This is a genomic window from Enterococcus massiliensis (assembly GCF_001050095.1).
Lineage (GTDB): Bacteria > Bacillota > Bacilli > Lactobacillales > Enterococcaceae > Enterococcus_C > Enterococcus_C songbeiensis.
Genome location: NZ_CVRN01000005.1, coordinates 337,562 through 355,829, shown reverse-complemented (window position 1 = coordinate 355,829; position 18,268 = coordinate 337,562). Strand labels below are relative to the sequence as shown.

At 37.0% G+C, this 18,268-nt stretch carries 14 protein-coding genes and 1 pseudogene; 5 read left to right on the top strand and 10 right to left on the bottom strand.

Going from position 1 to position 18,268, the window contains the following annotated elements; translation table 11 throughout:
• Nucleotides 1–129: pseudogene (locus tag BN1875_RS04675) on the bottom strand (PTS sugar transporter subunit IIB); the annotation flags it as partial.
• Nucleotides 130–329: 200 nt separating this feature from the next.
• Between BN1875_RS04675 and BN1875_RS04670 the strand changes: the two are divergent.
• Nucleotides 330–1,148, top strand: a complete 819-nt coding sequence (locus tag BN1875_RS04670; protein ID WP_048603700.1) for a MurR/RpiR family transcriptional regulator — start codon at nt 330–332, stop codon at nt 1,146–1,148.
• Nucleotides 1,149–1,223: 75 nt separating this feature from the next.
• Here the strand turns inward: BN1875_RS04670 and BN1875_RS04665 are convergent, their stop codons facing one another.
• The 4 genes from BN1875_RS04665 to BN1875_RS04650 are packed head-to-tail and all read right to left on the bottom strand — an operon-like array spanning nt 1,224 to nt 5,302.
• The gene (locus BN1875_RS04665) at nt 1,224–1,688 is read right to left on the bottom strand and encodes a PTS sugar transporter subunit IIA (protein ID WP_048603699.1); all 465 of its coding nucleotides are present in this window, start codon (nt 1,686–1,688) and stop codon (nt 1,224–1,226) included.
• Between the two features lies 1 nt (nt 1,689).
• Nucleotides 1,690–2,505, bottom strand: a complete 816-nt coding sequence (locus BN1875_RS04660; protein WP_048603698.1) for a Cof-type HAD-IIB family hydrolase — start codon at nt 2,503–2,505, stop codon at nt 1,690–1,692.
• Nucleotides 2,498–3,625: a glycerate kinase family protein gene (locus tag BN1875_RS04655; RefSeq protein ID WP_048603697.1), complete on the bottom strand. Its 1,128-nt coding sequence runs from the start codon at nt 3,623–3,625 to the stop codon at nt 2,498–2,500. The genes BN1875_RS04660 and BN1875_RS04655 overlap by 8 nt, the downstream gene beginning before the upstream one ends.
• Nucleotides 3,626–5,302 carry a sugar phosphorylase gene (locus BN1875_RS04650; protein WP_048603719.1) on the bottom strand — a complete coding sequence of 559 codons (1,677 nt, stop codon included), beginning with the start codon at nt 5,300–5,302 and terminating at the stop codon, nt 3,626–3,628. It lies immediately after the preceding gene.
• A 43-nt stretch (nt 5,303–5,345) separates the two neighbouring features.
• On the opposite strand from BN1875_RS04650, the gene BN1875_RS04645 reads away from it, so the two are divergent.
• Nucleotides 5,346–6,092, top strand: coding sequence for a MurR/RpiR family transcriptional regulator (locus BN1875_RS04645; protein ID WP_048603696.1), 747 nt, complete (start codon nt 5,346–5,348; stop codon nt 6,090–6,092).
• A gap of 50 nt (nt 6,093–6,142) precedes the next feature.
• Here BN1875_RS04645 and BN1875_RS04640 read toward each other — a convergent pair whose 3' ends face one another.
• From BN1875_RS04640 to BN1875_RS04630, 3 genes are all read right to left on the bottom strand, one after another.
• Nucleotides 6,143–7,732 carry a PTS transporter subunit EIIC gene (locus BN1875_RS04640; RefSeq protein WP_048603695.1) on the bottom strand — a complete coding sequence of 530 codons (1,590 nt, stop codon included), beginning with the start codon at nt 7,730–7,732 and terminating at the stop codon, nt 6,143–6,145.
• 130 nt (nt 7,733–7,862) lie between these two features.
• Nucleotides 7,863–10,466 (bottom strand): glycoside hydrolase family 38 N-terminal domain-containing protein, encoded by a 2,604-nt coding sequence (locus BN1875_RS04635; RefSeq protein WP_048603694.1) that lies wholly within the window; start codon nt 10,464–10,466, stop codon nt 7,863–7,865.
• Between the two features lie 100 nt (nt 10,467–10,566).
• On the bottom strand, nt 10,567–12,528 hold the full coding sequence (locus BN1875_RS04630; protein WP_048603693.1) for a fructose-specific PTS transporter subunit EIIC: 1,962 nt from the start codon (nt 12,526–12,528) through the stop codon (nt 10,567–10,569).
• Nucleotides 12,529–12,659: 131 nt separating this feature from the next.
• Between BN1875_RS04630 and BN1875_RS04625 the strand changes: the two genes are divergently transcribed.
• Nucleotides 12,660–13,418 carry a MurR/RpiR family transcriptional regulator gene (locus tag BN1875_RS04625; protein WP_048603692.1) on the top strand — a complete coding sequence of 253 codons (759 nt, stop codon included), beginning with the start codon at nt 12,660–12,662 and terminating at the stop codon, nt 13,416–13,418.
• Nucleotides 13,419–13,503: 85 nt separating this feature from the next.
• Here the strand turns inward: BN1875_RS04625 and BN1875_RS04620 are convergent, their stop codons facing one another.
• The gene (locus tag BN1875_RS04620; RefSeq protein ID WP_048603691.1) at nt 13,504–13,914 is read right to left on the bottom strand and encodes a VOC family protein; all 411 of its coding nucleotides are present in this window, start codon (nt 13,912–13,914) and stop codon (nt 13,504–13,506) included.
• A gap of 79 nt (nt 13,915–13,993) precedes the next feature.
• Complete coding sequence (locus tag BN1875_RS04615) at nt 13,994–15,748, bottom strand: flavocytochrome c (RefSeq protein ID WP_048603690.1); 1,755 nt, start codon at nt 15,746–15,748, stop codon at nt 13,994–13,996.
• Between the two features lie 127 nt (nt 15,749–15,875).
• Between BN1875_RS04615 and BN1875_RS04610 the strand changes: the two genes are divergently transcribed.
• Both BN1875_RS04610 and BN1875_RS04605 read left to right on the top strand, forming a co-directional pair.
• Nucleotides 15,876–17,477, top strand: a complete 1,602-nt coding sequence (locus BN1875_RS04610; RefSeq protein WP_048603689.1) for a sensor histidine kinase — start codon at nt 15,876–15,878, stop codon at nt 17,475–17,477.
• The gene (locus tag BN1875_RS04605) at nt 17,455–18,189 is read left to right on the top strand and encodes a response regulator transcription factor (protein WP_048603688.1); all 735 of its coding nucleotides are present in this window, start codon (nt 17,455–17,457) and stop codon (nt 18,187–18,189) included. The genes BN1875_RS04610 and BN1875_RS04605 overlap by 23 nt, the downstream gene beginning before the upstream one ends.
• The last annotated feature ends 79 nt before the right edge of the window (nt 18,190–18,268 follow it).

Genomic DNA, 18,268 nt, shown 5'->3' with positions numbered 1-18,268 from the left:
GTCTGCATCTGAGGCAGCAACGGCGAAAATGTCTGCTTCCATCCCTTTTTCTTCTGCGGCTTTTTGCATTTTTGTCACTAATAAACTGGTACTCATGCCTGCCGAACAAACCAGCATAATTGTTTTCATATGCTCACATCCTTCTTATGGCATAATATTACGCCTTTTTTTATTTTTTGTAAATGTTTTACATTATATTTTTTATTTTGGTTCGTTTTGCCATAATTCAAAATTCACCCATCCAGCAGGAAAATACTTCTTTCCTCAAGATAAACAGGCTATAATGGTACTAGCACATCGATTCACCATTTTTAGAAAAGAGGCAAATCATGGATATTTTAGCGATTATCAGCAGCTACCTCCCTTCCCTAAGCAAATCTGAACAAAAAGTAGCCCAGTATATTCTGAGCAATTCAGATGAAGTTGTAAATCTTTCCATCAACGAATTAGCATTATTATCTGAAGTTGGCGAAAGTACGATTGTTCGTTTCACTCGAAAAATTGGTTTTGCCGGCTTTCAAGATTTCAAAAAAGAATTGATTCGGTTTGAATCAATTCAAACCAAGGTTGATGATCAGCTTGATGACACACCAAAAGAAATAACCTATAGCCACATCCTCAAAAGTCTTACAGAGACCAAGGGATTCATCGATACAGAAGACATTGACAAGGCCGCCCAATTACTTTATCGCGCAAAAAAAATCTATATCTTTGCAGTCGGTACTTCAGGGATTACGGCACAACATATTAGTAATCGACTAAAACGATTGGGTATGACGGTGGAATATGTTCAAGACAGTCATCTGCAAAGTATTGATGCTGCTTTGACAAAAAAAGAGGATATTGCACTAGCTATCAGTACTTCGGGAAACACGAAAGATGTTTTGCAGTGTGTTCAGCTATCAAAGCAGAATGAAACCACCATCATCAGCATAACTAATTATCTCAAATCTGCGATCTCTCAAGTCGCTGACATTTCCCTCGTCGCTTCATCCAAAGAGTTTTCGTCGGATTCCGGCTCATTTAGTGCAACGATTAGCCAGCTTTATTTAATCGACATCTTGACAAAATATATTATCGAACAAGACACCAGCTATTTTCATGAAATGAGACAAAAAACCAATCAGGCATTAATCAAGCGGATATAAAAAAACCAAGTGATTTGATTCTTAAAAAATGGAATCAATCACTTGGTTTTTGCTGTTATTCATTTTAAAAACGTCTTACTCAAAACGTCCTACTTCACTACTATGAGTAACCTTACCTTCAGTTACTTGAATTTTTTTATCTTTTGCATCAGGAAAAACAACTAAAATTGTACTTCGTTTCCCTTGTTCGGCTAGAAAGTCTAAATCAATGGTTGCCAACTGGTCTGCTTCGCTGACTGCTTGCCCTTCAGGAACAAGGATTTCAAATCCTTGTCCTTTAAGCTCTACCGTATCGATTCCCATATGAACCAACGCTTCAGTACCATCTTTCATCAAAATGGTGATTGCATGCTTGGTTGGAAAAATCGCCGTAACTTTTCCACTCACTGGTGCAAAGACTGCTCCTTCTGATGGTTCAACACCAAAGCCGTCTCCCATCATTTTTTGAGAGAAAACAGGATCTTTGACCTTATCAATTTTAATCAAGTCTCCAGTAACTGGAGCAAATAGTGCGCTTTTTTTCTTATTGAATCCAAACATCTCAATTCCTTCTTTCTTCTTCTAATAATACATCAATTTGATCTAAAACAGCATGCTGATTGTTTGTTCCAATGATTTTATATGCAACATCTTTTAGTTCTTCTCGAGAATTTCCCATTGCGAACGAATAATTCACCAATTCAAACATCCCTAGATCGTTTAAATTATCTCCAAAAACTGCAATTTGATCTTTTTCCAGCTGCCATCTTTTCATTAAGAAAGTCAGTCCCGCTTCTTTTCCCACACTAGGATCGATAAGATCAACTGCCTCATGGCCGCTTGTTACTGCTTTAACACGTTGAAATAGATTTTCCTGAATTGTCTGCACACAGGTACCCACTGTTTCAGCAGGGAAATTCAAAGCAAATTTATAGATTGTGTCTTCTACAGTGCGATAATCTTTTATCGCTTGTAATTCTTGGTAAAAAAATTGGGCTTTTTTCATATATTCGGGTGCAGATTCTTTATAGATATATGCATGTTTTTTTCCAGACATAACTAGACGAAAATCCTTTAAATCCTCGTTTCTTTCTAAAACATCCAATATATCGGTGATTACTACTTTAGGAAGTGCCCGTTCAAAAACGACCTTCCCTTTTTCTATGATACAAGCCCCATTTTCAGCGATAAACGTGATTTCCTCCGCAATTTCAGGAAAATACTTTTTCAAATGCCAATATTGATTTCCCGAAGCAACAATAAAAGCGATTCCGTTTGCTTTCATCTTTTCATATTGCTTTAAAAATCGTTGCTTATCATACTCTTTCTCATCTGTTAAAAATGTTCCGTCCATATCTGCTGCGATTGCTTTAATCATTTTGTTTCCCCCAATAAAAGACATTCGCCAAGGACGACGCAGTCAATCCGATATTTTTCAACGTTGTTTCTTTTTTCATCGCCTCTTCAAGAGAAACAGGCGATTGTTGGATACTAAAAACGCCTAAGAACAGTTCTGCTAATTCACCAATGTCTTCTGCCCGACTACCACATACTCCAATCACAGGAATTTGTTCTCGTGTTGCCAAAGTAGCTACTCCAAAAGGAACTTTTCCCTGTGCCGTTTGCGCATCCAATCGTCCTTCTCCTGTAAAAATAAGCGTTGCATCTTTTACTTTTTCTTCTAATCCTATTAAACGACTAATGGTTGTAAATCCTGGTTGAATTTTTCCGTCTAACGCTAGAATTGCACCGCCTAAACCGCCGGCGGCTCCTGCTCCTGCTTCATTGGCTAAATCAATTCCATATTTTTTAAGAATTTTCTCTGATACTTTTTTTGCCTGTTTGTTCATTTCCTTGATTGTTTCAGTTTCAGCACCCTTTTGAGGGCCAAAAATTTCAGCAAAACCATTTTCTCCCACGTAGGGATTCGTCACATCTGCCAATGCAATCAATGTAATGTCTGTAACTTCCTGACGAGCTGGTTCTAAGTCAAAATCTGAAATGGTTAATAATGGATTACCCTCACTTGCCGTCTTGATTTTTCCACCCAACCCCTGCAAAAGACCCAATCCTCCGTCAGAAGTTCCGCTACCACCTAGGGAAACATAAATTACTTGAGCCCCGTGCGCTACTGCATCTTTAATCAGTAAACCCAAGCCATAAGTGGAGCCCTGTCTTACTGCTTTATCAGAAGGTTGAACAAGATGGATGCCAATGATTGCCGCAGATTCAATGAAAGCCGTTTGTTGTCCTTTGAAGTCTGTCATTAAATACCGACTAACCACGGGTCTACCCAACGGATCTAGACTCGTGAAAGAAATCAATTCTCCTCCCAAGGCGTGTCTAAGAGCTTCGATGGTTCCTTCTCCCCCATCAGCAATCGGAACATTCAGTTTTTCGGTCCAAACATCAGCTGGTAAAGCATTTAAAACTGCCCTATTTAATTCTTCTGAAGATGCACTCCCTTTGAAGGAATCAATCGCTGCTACAACTTTCATTTATTTCACGTCCTCTTTTATCCAAACATAGTCATATGGATCTAATTCAAGCGTTCCCTCAATTCGTCTACCACTAACCAAATCAACACCACTGATTTGATTGACAGTAACAGGTGTATTGCTGACATTGGTCAATGATAAAATCGATTCTTGTTGATTTATCCGTCTTAAGGCAAATACCCGAGAATCCAATTTGATAACCTTTTGTTCACCATAAGGATCAAAGGCTGCTTGTTCCCCACGAATTTTAATTAATTGAGTAATCCCTTCATAGATGGCTTGTCGATAGCTATCTTCATTTAAGTCTTTTAAAAGTTTTTCTTTTTCTAGTTTTTCTCGATTGATTCGTCGATTAATACCTGTCTGCTCGACAGCAGCCGCATCATTTTTTGATCCAAAAATTGAATGGTAGTATATAGCAGGCACGCCAATGACTGATAATAAAATATGATGCGCTGCAATCATTCTTTTTTCGGTTGATACAACATTCGAATTATCTCTCAAGGCTTCACTATAATTGATATTCATTTCATAAACGGATTGGCTTCCATCGGGATTATTTTTATAGGAAATCTTTCCACCATTTTCAATGACACGATCTACTAACAGTTGTCTCTCTGCATCCGTTAAAATACCTTCTGTTGGCCTTAAGCCAATACCATCATGGGATGCCAGAAAATTGAAATAGGTACCTGTATCAGATACACGATGAATACTTTCTGCCCAAGTAGTTAGTTTATCAGCATTTCCAGTAATGAAACTAAATAGTGTCAAAGGTGGTAACGGAAATTGATACACTTGGTTCGCTTCATCTTCTCCATTACCAAAATAGCTGATATTGTCCTGATGAGGCACGTTTGTTTCTGTAATAATTTGCATATTTGGCACTAATTCATCTAACATGGTCCGCCATAATTGGATAATTTCATGGGTTTGCGGCAAGTGCATGGAGGTTGTTCCGCTTTCTTTCCATAAAAAACCTATAGCATCTAGTCGAATTGAGGCAGCACCTTTTTTTGCATATTCTAATAAAACTCTTGTTAAACGAACAAGCATCTTAGGATCTTGCGCATTTACATCTACTTGATCCTCACTAAATGTTGTCCATGCTTGAATTTGTTCACCTGCTTTGTTCTCGTATTCATGGAACAACGGTGATGTCCGTGGTCTTGTGACGTTTTTGCTATCAAAGGTTGGATCAAAAGTGATGAACGCTTCCTTAAAGTCAGGATCATGTTCCAGAAAATGTTGGAACCATTCACTTGATTTGGACATATGATTTGCTACAAAATCAAACATTAATCGTTTTGAATCCGCTAATTCAGCGATATTCGACCAATCACCTAGGTCCGGGTTGATCTTCAAGTAATCCACAACTGAAAAACCATCATCAGAAGTATAGGGAAACATCGGTAAAAGGTGAATATCAGTGATAGTATCTGATAACGTCTCAGATACTATTTCGTTCAATACATGTAATGGTGCTTGGCCTTTTTCATAGAAACTATCTCCATAGGTAATCAGGTAAACATTTTTTTCCGACAGACGTTCTTTTGCTTCGAAATCTTTTTTGTTATACTCTGTAAGTAATTCCTGAAAAAGCTTTTTTGCTGCTTCTAATTTCTGATCACTATAGATCTTTTCTAAGTGGCTAGTGATTGCTGTTTCTAGATTCATTTTAGTATGTCCTTTCATTTCAAAAAATTGAGGTGTGTCAATCATGTATTTTTACGAACTCTTAAAGAAAAATCGCCATCTTCTTAATGATAATGAAGAGCAGTTGCTAAGTTACTTCTTAGACCATGCAACGACTATACAGCAGCTGACGATTCGTGATGTTGCCAAAAAATTTTTTACTGCACCAAATACAATTACTCGTATGTGTAAAAAATTGGGCTTTATTGGTTACTCCGATTTTAAAGAGGCTCTTTATATCACCACTATCGAGGAACAAAGCTATTCTGATTTTACTTCTCTTGATGATCAGCTTGTCCGCACAAAGCAATTATTAAATTTGGATACCCTAGCTCAAATCAACAAAGTCATTTTTGAAGCAGAACAAATTTTAATCTTGGGCGTTGGATTATCCCGATTGCCTTCAGAAGAGCTTCATAATTATCTGAGTGTTTTAGGAAAAAAAAGCCAAATTTATCTTGATCCACATTTGATGCGGCATGCTGCAAAAAAACTAACGAAAAACGATGTCGTGATTGCTTTTAGCATCAGTGAAGAAATCGAAAATATCATTAATCCGGTTCATATTGCTAAAGTATCGGGAGCCACAACGGTTAGTATCACTGGATTTTCCCAAAATCAGCTTTCGAAAATCACCGATTATCAATTATATGGAATGACCTCCCGAGTGATTATTGATGGTATCGATGTTTCTGATCGCCTAAGTTTTCATTATTTGGTAAATAAACTATTTACCGAATATCTAAAAACATACTACTCTTCCGCTTTTTAAGATTTAAGGTAAAAAGGATTAAGTCAGGATAGGCTTAATCCTTTTTACTATTAGTCATTCATATTTGCAGAATCTTTTACTTTCAAGGCAATTCCTTCTACCTGAGGTCCATAAACGACTTGAACATTTTTATCATCCAATTTCATGACACCGACTGCTCCAGTCGTTTTTAAGATGGCTTCGTCGATTTTATTTGTATCTACCAAAACTAATCGCAACCGGGTAAAACAATTATCGATTGATTGAATATTTTCCCGGCCACCGAGTGCGTTTACGATAATACTACCCAGTTCGGAAGGATCCGCTACCTTCGCAGGTGTAGACACTTCGTCTGTTTCTAATTCTCGACCAGGTGTTTTGACATTTCTTTTTAAAATAACGTAGCGGAAAACAAAATAGTAAGCAGCTGCGTAGAATATTCCGATTAAAACGGCAAAGAACCAGTTTGTACTTGTTCCTCTTAAGGCTCCAAAAACGATTAAATCGATCGCACCACCCTGAACATTTCCAATGGAGACGCCTAACAAACTCATCAACATAAAGGACAATCCTGACATCAATGCATGGAAAATAAATAAGATTGGTGAAACAAAGATAAATGAAAATTCGATAGGTTCAGTGATTCCCGTAGTAAAACTCGCAATGGCTGCTGCCAATAACAAGGCTTTGACCCGTTTCTTTTCTCCAGGACGTGCTGTTTGGAACATGGCAAAACAGGCTGCCGGTAACCCGAAGACCATAAAAGGAATTTTTCCTTGCGCTAGGAAACGAGTCGCTTCTCGCATCACAGACATATCTGGATTTGATTCTGTTAACAAGCGATTGAAAATATTTAACGCGCCAACAATTTGTTCACCATCAAGCATTGCTACACCGCCAATTGGCGTAAAACGAACAAGCTGGTTTAAAATATGATGCAAACCTGTCGGTACAAGTAATCGTTCGATGAAACCAAACAGGAAGACTCCAAATGAACCTGATTCTGCAATAATATTTCCAATTCCTTCAATACCTTGCCCTAAGATTGGCCACACGTAATACATAAGAATACCAAGAATTGGAACTGTCACAGTAGTCATAATAGGAACCAATCGTTTTCCACCAAAGTAACTGATTGCCATTGGAAGTTCAGTCTTGTAAAACCGATTGTGAACTGCCGCTACAAGAATTCCCACGACGACTCCACCAAAGACGTTCATGCGGTAAGTAAAGACACCTAAGACCGTTTCATATAAAGAAGCTGTTCTTGTCGCTTCTAATGTAGAGCTTCCCCCAGCAACCAACGCATCGACAGACATCGTTGTTGCATTGATTTCATTAAGATTAAGAAAATAGCTGATCGTTATGTGGAATAAAATAAAACCAATGATTGCTGAAAATGCAGCCGTTGTTTTTTCTCCTTTTGCCAGTCCAATCGCCACTGAAGCGGCAAAAAGAATAGGCAGGTTTCCAAATAGTGCACCAACAATTGCTCGGATGAAACCAATTACATTTTGTACTGCACTCATTGATGTAAATGTTTCTCCAACGATTGCTGGATTTTGTAACACTGAAGCTAAACCTAAGAAAATACCTGCTGCCGCAATAATTGAAATCGGCATCATTAATGATTTCCCTAATTTTTGTAAATATTCCTTCATGTTTTGTTGCTCCTTCCATTTGATAAATTGAGTATATAAGGAGTTGTAAGCAGATACAATAACTATAGATAAAACGCGAGAATGTGTACAGAAAATTATCTTGTACACATTCTTGTGTTTTTGTTAATTATTAACAATCCGTATCTAAATCCAATGCTAGGGTAACAAAATCTTTCTCTCCTAATTTCGATATATCATTAAATTTTTTTTCATCCAAGGTCCTAATATGTTGTCTATATTCTACTGGAAGAGTTATTTTTCTATCTTCGGGATTAAAGAGCCTAATAATTATCTCCCCTGTATTCTCAGCTTTTTTTAGAGTTGCTACAAAAAATTCTTTAGGCACCTGATAAAATATTTTCTCACTAGGAAGATTGATCAGATTCTCTGGTTGAGGTAATTCAAATCGCTCAACTCGTTCTTCATAACTATTTAAATACTGAAGCTGATAGGTTAATTGTTGACAGGAAAAGTCTTCATAAGCGGTATATAATTTTTCTGGTTCAAGATTCTCATTTCCCCAACGATACCCTAAAGTAAATTGAAGTTCTCCCAGCATCTGAGCATTGGGCGTTTCAATAGTCTTATTATTGATTCCAGAAGCCCTACCTGGGCGCCATGCTAAGTTGTCTTTACCCAGCAATCCGACACTTCGAAACAATGTAATAGCCAAACTTTCTCCTTTTGCCTCATATTCTTTCAACCCTTCTGTAAAAACTGTTACGTTTCCATCCTTTTCAGGTATCGAAACAAAGCGTTCAAGAGGGTAAATTGGCTGAGGTGCTTCAACAAAGCCCTGTGCTTTCCAATTATCTAAATAATCATTCTCATTGGTTCTCTTAATTAAGGAATATCCCTGATCTGCATAATTAACTTGTTCTTCGTTAGTAGTAAAAAAGCGCATTCGAACGCGATGATCTTTCATCTCATTATTTAATGTATGCTGAATACGAATCACATCAGAGCCTTTAATCAGTTTTAATTTTGATACAATTACTAACTTCTTCTTTTTTTCATCAAAATGTGCCAAGTCATTCGCTACATTAAGATTTGTTTCTACCGTAATTTCGCTTTCTTGAGCAGACTGTCTCACTTCGATTACTCTAAATAATGAAGAGTAATTAGGTTTATCATTAGCTAATGGAGAAAAGTCATAGGAATCTCCCGCATCTGCTCTATTTTCAAAATCAAATAGGTTCTTTTTCTTTTTCCCATCGAATCGTTCTACTTGAATTTGACCATTGATAACCTCGATTCTATAAAACTCGTTACTAATACTACCCGTTGAACATATTTTTGGAAGTTGATTCTTTTCATCAGAAATATTCAACCGACGATAACCAAATCCAGAAAAAGAAACTTGGGCAACAATACTCGTTCGGTAATACCCCGGTAAAGCAATTTGTTTCTCTCCATCGGCAGTAACTTGTACCTTTGTTCCACCTGAAATATATTCCTGACTTTTTATTACTTGTGAAAGGGTTTCTCCAAAACTATCTTTTAAAAGGACATGCTTATTTTTTGTGAAGAGAATGAATTCTAGTTGCTTATTTATCGCTTTAGGTAATAAATTGAAGGCAATTACACCTTCATGATTCTTTAAAATACCTCGACTAATTTGTTTTTTTAAGATATTTATATAGTCGTCTATGATTCGTTCTATTTTCCGTAAACGATTGATAATTTCGCCATTTGTCTCATCTGAGTTACAACCACCGATTGAATCATGGGCATGTACGTCAAATAGTAATTTCAAGCAATGGTTTATCCATGTTTGTGGATAATTCCCTCCAAGCTTTTTACTTAAAACAGCCAATGGTTCTAATTGTTTATAAAGCTTATCTTCAACACGAGAATTTAGTTGCTTAATATCGACCCTTTGTGATCGGATTGTATTATGGATTCTAGAATTTTGACTAGCAATCAGCTCTCCAGAAATTGTTTTTCGATTTGTATCCATCCATGCTTGCTCCATGAAACTTTCATAATCACTTAAAATAAATTCGTAATCAAGATTAAGATGATTTAACTCTTGAATAACTTTTGGAAAGTGAGTCCGTATGAATACCTGGTCTCCACCAGCAGGAAGAAGAACTGGTGAATCTTCCTTCGTTCTCATTTCTAATTTTTTCAACATGGGCAATAACGTTTCTTCAACATATTTTTTATCGCTTGCTAAAAATTTTCCTGGTCCATAACCCAAAAAAAGATTGTTGGTTGGAATCCTTTCTCCATTTGGAGATTGCCACCAAAAATTTAAATCATCCGAGAGTTGATTATTATAAACACCTCGTTGTAATATGCTGTACCCAATTCCAAATCGTTTAAAGATACTTGGGAGATAAGAATTTTGACCAAAAATATCTGGTAAGTAGCCAATATTCATAGAATGACCCATTTTTTCAGCACCTTGTTTTCCTAATAAAAGATTACGAATGATCGATTCCGTTTGTACTAATAAGGTGTCTCCTTGAGTGTACCATGGACCAATATGTAGTCTTCCTGATTTAATCAACCGGTGTACCCTTTGGCGGTCCTCAGGTTTATACTTTAAATATTCTTCAATTACTGAATACTGACCATCAAACGTATATGTTGGAAATTCCGAATGATTTTCTAAATAAGTAAGTAATTGAGACATGTTTTCCGTTAATAATACATTGGAATCTTCAATTGAAAAATACCACTCTCTATCCCAATGACTATGTGGAACTACAAATACTTTTTTCTTCATATAAAATTCCCACCTATCCTTGTAACTCTACAATCCATAAATCAAAGTCTACGACTGAAATAATCTTCATCTTTCAGTCGTAGTCTCTTTTTAGTTATATTTATTTCGCTTCTTCTCGTTTTAACAATGCATATCGAACAAAAATGTTTGCCAATGCAATAACTAAAACACCTACCGTAAGCCCAATAAGGTAAGCTGGCAAATGGGTAACCAATGGCCATCCCCAAACTGCAGGAAGTGGTAACCATTGGACTGCTCCTAATGCTACAGCTGTACAAGCACCTATGATTGATCCAATAATGTTAATAGGAATCGTGATAAGTGGATTTCTTAACATAAATGGAATTGCACCTTCAGAAATCGCTAGAAAACCTAATAAAAATGAAGTACCACCAACAACTCGTAAATCTTGAGGATAAACTCTCCGTCCAACAACAAAACGATCAATCATCGTAGATAAACCAAGACCTAGTGGTGGAATAACAATAGCAAGGACTCTAGGCGTCAATGGAAATATTTTATCTGCTGATAAGCCAATCGCAATTGCACCAGCGGCTTTATTTACTGGACCGCCTAAATCAAAAGCTGTTGCAGCGGCAATAATGGCTGACAAACCTAACTTACCAGAACCACTCATACTCGTGATACCATCAGAAATAATTTTGTTCAATCCACCAAAAATTGGATCAACAATGAACAGGTTCAAGATAAAAATTAATAATACAGATAACCCTGGGATAAGGAACATTGGTTTCATAGCATTAAGATTTTTACTTAGCTTAATTTTTTCATTCAAAAATCGTGAAATATAACCAGCACTTATCCCTAATACTAATGCACCCAAAAATCCACTAGGAATTCCACCTTCAATTCCCCAAAAAGTATAATGCAATCCACCAGCAAATAAACCGCCAGCAAAACCAGCAATCAGTCCTGTACGATCAGCAATTGAATAGGCAGCAAACATAGAGAAAACTGGATAAATAAATTTAAACAACATATTTCCAAAATTATCTAATAAATGAAGAAAGCCAACTAGTCCATCCGAATTATTATATTTTACATCTCCAATTAATCCTGGATCCATACCTAATCCTAATATCCAAATCAATTTTGCTATTCCCAACATCAATCCAGCCGCAACAAGTAACGGAATCATATAGGAAATACCCGTCATCACAGCAGACATCAACTCTGATTTAAATCCTTTTTTATTTATTTCTTCTTTATTTTCTGTCCGTTCACCGTCAACCATTCCATCGGGAGAATTCAACACCCGGTCTAATAATTTTTGACTGTTCTTTAGTGGTTCTGCAACTTTTACTTGAACATATGGAACTCCAGCAAATCGTTCACGATCCTTGATTTTTGTATCGACAGCAAAAATAATTCCATCTGCCTTCTTAATCATTTCTGTTGTGATACGATCTTCTATTCCATTGGCACCCTGTTTTTCAACATGTATTGCTATACCCTTTTGATCTGCTGCTTTTTCTAACGCTTCTGCCGCCATGTAGGTATGTGCTATACCCGTCGCACAAGAAGTAATCCCCAAAACAAACTTTTTGGATTCAGCAAACTTTGGAGATGCCTTTTCCCCATTCTCAGACAAAAGTTCGTAGAATTGTTTTGCTGTTGAGGTGCTTTTTAATGAAGCAACAAACGAATCATCCATTAAACGAGTACTGAGTTCGGATAATAATTTTAAATGTGTTGTCCCAGCTTCTGTTTCAGGAATAGCCAATAAAAATATAATTTCAACTTGGTTCTCTGGATTTAGTGATGCCCATGCCTCTTTTTGGAGCGGTTTCGTTAATGTCATTGCTGCGAAGCCAGCCTTTTTAACTGCTTTGCTTTTTCCGTGAGGAATTGCTAGACCATTTTCCATACCAGTTTCAGAATGATGTTCTCTTTCGTATACTGCTCTCAAAAATTCTTTTGAATCTGTCACATAACCGTTTTCACTTAAACATTTTGTCAATTCTTCTAATATTTCTTCTTTTGTAGAAAAAGACTTTTGAATTTGCAATAATTCTGGTTGCGTCATCGTCTCAATTTTCATATTTTTTTACCTCCATATTTTCTTAACAAAGCAACTATAGCAATAAAATGAAATCCATTTCATTCAACAGTTGGATAATTATCCAGATTGATGTAGAATGAGAGAAATTAGTTTTTTAGGAGAAGGATATTATGGGTCTACTGATTGAAAATTATGGAAATAAACTTTCTGAATTGAGCGAGGCCGAGCGCTCTGCCTTTTATGAGCTGGATAATACTCCAGAATTAATTTCCCAATTAAATTTGACCGCTTTAGCACAAAAAATTGCCTCATCCAACTCGACAATCATACGTCTTTCTCAACGTTTAGGATTCCAAGGTTTCTCACAATTTAAGTATGAAATCAATCGACTTCTAACTCAAACCGTTTATATTAAAGAAAAAGATTTGCTCCTGCAATATCAAAATTTTTTCTCACATTCTCTTACCTTAATTACCCTAGAAAACCTTGAGTACTTTGCCAAAAAGATTCAAGAAGCAAATAATCTCTTTCTTGTTGGAGTCGGTTTAACAAAACCGATTGCTGAATACATGAGTAAACGTTTATATCAATTGAATCGTCCATCTATGTATATCTATGAGTCACATATGTTAGATCTTTTACCACAATTACTAAAATCAGATGATTTAGTTATTTTTGTCAGTATGAGCGGGGAAACACAAAGCCTGCTCGTTTCAGCAAGAAAAGTAAGGCAGAAAGGAAATACGATACTGTCAATCACCAACTCGCCAAACAATTCTTTAAACAATCTTACAAACAGAAATATAAATAGTAATATTCCTACAAATGTTTTTCACAATTATGATATTACATCAAGAGCCTTTTTAATGGTGCATGTCGATCTCATTCTTGAAATCTTTTTAAAAAGATACAGTGACCATGAAAAGTAAAAAAAATGAACGTTAACCAACCGAATGGTTGGTTAACGTTCATCCTAAGTATTTTGGCTTTAACTCATAATTTTACAAATCATTTTCACGCATAATTCAACTGCCAATTTACACCAAAGCGGTCGGTGACCATGCCGTATAATTTTGCCCACGGTGCTTCATCCAGCGGCATTTCGACTTTTCCGCCTTCTGAAAGTTTGATAAATAATTGTTTCGTTTCTTCTTCTGTTTTGGGTTGAATAACTAAAGAAATATTATTTCCCACAATCAATTCTGGAGCGACCCCTTCAGGATTGTCGGCAAACATAACCAAGGTTCCGTTGATTTCCATACGGGCATTAATAATCATGTCCTTAACCTCATCCGATAGATGCATTTCTTCTGTTCCCGGCATTTCACCATACGTTGTGATGTCCGTAGCTTTGGTTTCAAAAGCTTTTTCATAAAAAGCAATTGCTTCGCGGGCTTCCGCTTTAAAATTCAAATAAATATCCACTAGAAACAGCCCCTTTCTTGTTATCAAAATAGCATAAGAAAGCGTTTTTCACAACTGAGATGTCTCTAGAAGGAATCACTCATTCTTTCCCGACCGTTTGACCTGCGATTCGACCAAAGGTAATGATATCCGTGATTGCATTTCCGCCTAATCGGTTGCTTCCTTGGATAACACCCGTCAATTCACCAGCGGCATAGAGTCCAGGGATTGCCTTGCCATCTTCATCAAGTACTTCTGTTTTTTCATTGATGACAACACCACCCATCGTATGATGGATCGAAGGGACTGCTTTTTCTACATAATAAGGACCATCGGCTAAGGAAACTAATCCTCCACGATGATGGAAATCTTTATCATCTCCACTTTTTGCGTATTCATTGACTTTTTTAACTGTATCTTTCAAATTATTAACATCAATATCGAAAAATTCAGCTGCTTCTTCCAATGTATCTGCTTTGACCAATAATTTTTCTTTGATTAATTCATCGTATTCATCTTTATGAGCAGCCTTTGTTTTAGAAATTGCATCGATATCGTCGTTCCAAATTTGGTAACAATATTTTCCAGTTTGTTCTAAAATAGCATTAGAAATCACATCTCGACGTTCCAATTCTTCGACAAACCGTTTGCCTTCTTGATTGACTAAAATTGCACCGTCAAAACGGGTATCCGCTAATAAAGAAATCATGCCCGTCTTTGGATTGGCGATTGGATAGGTTTGGATGCTCTCCATATTGGTTAAAGCTGCACCGACATTTTCTGCCATGACAATCCCGTCCCCGGTTGTTCCTTCCGTATCCGTTGATTTATACCGTTCATCGTATTCTTTGTTATATTTTTTACGCATTTCCACGTTCGAACCAAAGCCGCCGGTTGTTAAAATAACGGCATCTTTCCCATGAAAAGTAATTTCATTATCGTGATTGTCTTGTGCTTTCACGCCGGTTACTCGTCCATCTGCATCTTGGATCAATGTATTTGCCCGTGTATTCAATACGATTGGAATTTTTAATTCATCCGCTTTTTTCTTGAGTTTCGTAATCAGTTCTTGCCCTGTATGTCCTTCTGGAATCAATGCCCGTTTGTAAGAATGTCCCCCAAATTGGAACAATTGGTCATCCAAAAATTTTACGTGGATGTCATCTCTCAACCATTCAGCCGATTGCAATGCGCTTTCTGCCATAATCCGAACCATTTTAGGATCTCCTAGATTATCGCCGCCCTTCATTGTATCTTCGTAGTAGGCTTCAACAGAATCCCCTTTGATTCCCAAATCCTTTTGAACCCAATTTCCTGGTGCGTTCATTTCCCCACCAGAAATCAGTGTATTCCCACCGACTGTCGGCATTTTTTCTACGATCACAACATTTTTTCCTGCTTCTTTGGCTTCAATTGCTGCACTAAAACCAGCACCGCCAGAACCTACAACTACCACATCATAGGATTGATCTGTATCTACTTTGGCTTCCTTCGTTTTTTTTGCCTTAACAGCAGCTAAAGTCACGCCGGATTTTTCAATAGCATCTTTAACCGCCGCAATATATCCTTCACTTGTTGCACTAGATCCGCTGACAACATCAACATCGATTGAATTTCCAGCGATAATCGTATCTTTTAATTGATTATAGACAGGCTCAGATAAGACTTTATTCTCTCCTTGCTTAACTACTTTAATATCTTGAATCTGATCGTCTTTGAGCTTTACCTCAACTTTTATATCGCCATGCTTTCCTTCTCCAGTTCCTTCAACCGTTTGTTCTTTTGCCGATGAACCACAGCCGGCAATCAATAAAACAGTCATGAAACTTGCTAAAAATAGCCCAATCTTTTTCATTTGAAACGCTCCTTATCTTTTTGTGATACCATGAGTATAATTAGTTACCCCAAAATTTTCTTTGGACTTTTCCAACATTAGGTGGATATTTCAGTCGAAAGTGATAAATTACACAAGGAAGTGCCCCATGCGTTCTATAAAAAAACAACTATTTTTTCTCTTTATTTTTGTTGCGACGATTCTAACTCTCTTGATTTTTGGTGCCATGCGTTTTGAATTGTCACGAAATGTTTTGCCTTTGAATCAGTCCATCACACAACAGTTTGTAGATAATCGAACAAACCAAATCAACAGTTGGTTCGGTGAACGGATTGCGGAATTACGTTTAATCGCAGATTTACCTGCTCGTCACAGCTATACCCGTGAATCACTGTTTGATGAAACGTTTGCTCTTGAAAATCAAAATCAACGGAACTATTTATCAATTCGATTAGTTTCTCGTGAAGGAGTTTCTTATTCTCGATTTTATGAAAATTTCTCTGTTAAGGAACGTTCGTATTTTAAGGAATTAGTCCAACATCCTGAATTGGATTATACAGTTAGTGACCTATTGCATTCCAAAGAAGATCAACAAGCTGCAGTGATTATTCTCTATCGCTTAAATCGCCCATTACAAGATGGCACAAATTTTATTTCAGCGGCGATTCCATTATCAAATGTTCAGACACTAGCCAAAGATTTGGCGTTATATGATGGAAAAGGAACCTTAGTGGGCGCAGACAATCAATCACCAAAAATTAATGAAAAAAAAGAAATCCTTTTTACTAGCGGAATCGATCTCCTTCCAGATTGGAAAGTCAACTACATCGTTCCTAAAAAAAGTTTAGGGGGAACCACCAATCAGCTATGGCGTCTATTGTTCATCATTACGATTATTGTCCTTTCCCTTCTAGCAATTTTACTATTGCTTTTATCAAGAAAAATCATTGCGCCGATTCTTGCACTAAGTAACACCATGGCTGAGGTACAAAAAGGAAATCGGAATATTCGTGCAGATATCCAATCACCTCAGGAAATTGCCCAGTTAGCAACGACCTTTAATCAAACCTTAGATAAGGTTTATGAAAACGAAGCGCTTTATCGACAAGCCTCCGTTCAGGTGTTGCAGACGCAAATTCAGCCGCATTTTCTTTACAATACTTTGGATTTGATTCAGTGGCAGATTTTAGGTAATGATATCGATCAAGCGGTTACGACGATCGAATATCTCAGTACTTTCTTCCGAAAAGGCTTGAATCGTGGGAATGAATTGATTACGATTGAAGATGAATTGGCGCATGTAGAAAGCTATTTACAAATCCAACAATTGCGTCACGAAGAGTTACAATCCTTTACGATTCATGTGCCAGAAGAATTACGACAACAAACCATGCTGCATTTTCTATTGCAGCCCTTAGTTGAAAACGCCATTAATCATGGGATTCGTCCCTTACGAGAACGTCCCTCTAGCTTAGCAATTGAGGTGACAAAACTGACAACTGAAACTATTCGGATTCAAGTAAAAAACACTGGCTTACCAATTCCGGAAGAGAAGCTAATTCAACTTAATTCACCAACAAAAACGCCAACTTCTACTGGCTACGGAATTGCCAATATCCGACAACGACTTCAACTTTTTTATGGATTAAATGCTCATCTACTCTTTTTTAGCTCTACCGAAGAAACCATTGCACAAATCGACCTACCAATAGAAAAGGAAGAAAAAAATGACGACACTATTAATCATTGATGATGAAAAAGCACTGCGGGAAGGATTAGCCGGCTATATCCGCACGATTCCTTCTCCTTTTCAACAAGTACTCACAGCAGCCGATAGTCAAGAAGCACTCACCCTTTTTGAAAAACAATCTGTTGCAGTCGCTTTTGTAGACATCAATCTTCCTGACATGAACGGGCTGGATTTGATCCACTTACTCAACCAGCGGTACCCGGACACGATTATCGTCATCATCAGCGGATTTGACGATTTTGATTTTGCTCGACGGGCGATCACATTAAATGTCTATGATTATTTATTAAAGCCGATTCCAAAAACTGATCTAAAAAAAATTCTCACTCAATTGACACAGCTATTAAAAAAGCAACCTGCTACTGTTTCAAAACTTACTCTCCCACAGGAAGCAAAAATGATTATCGATACTCATTATTCAGAAAAAAATCTTGCCCTGAATACCGTTGCTGCTCGTTTATTCGTCAGTGATACTTATCTTAGTCGACAAATGAAGAAAGAATTGGGCTACTCTTTTTCAGAATATTTGATTCAGCTTCGGATTCAAAAAGCCAAGGAACTGCTTGCCGATCACCAGCTTCTTTATTCCATCTCTGAAATCGCAACAAAAGTCGGCTACGAAGATCCCCATTATTTCAGTCGAATTTTTCGAAAAAAAGTTGGTGTTTCCCCCATTGAATTTCAAAGAGAAAACAAAAAACTAGATAATTAGAACAACAACCCGTATCCAGCATTGCCATTGATTCAAGTAAGGCAACAATCTCATAACTTTATAAGGCAGTTTCTTTTTT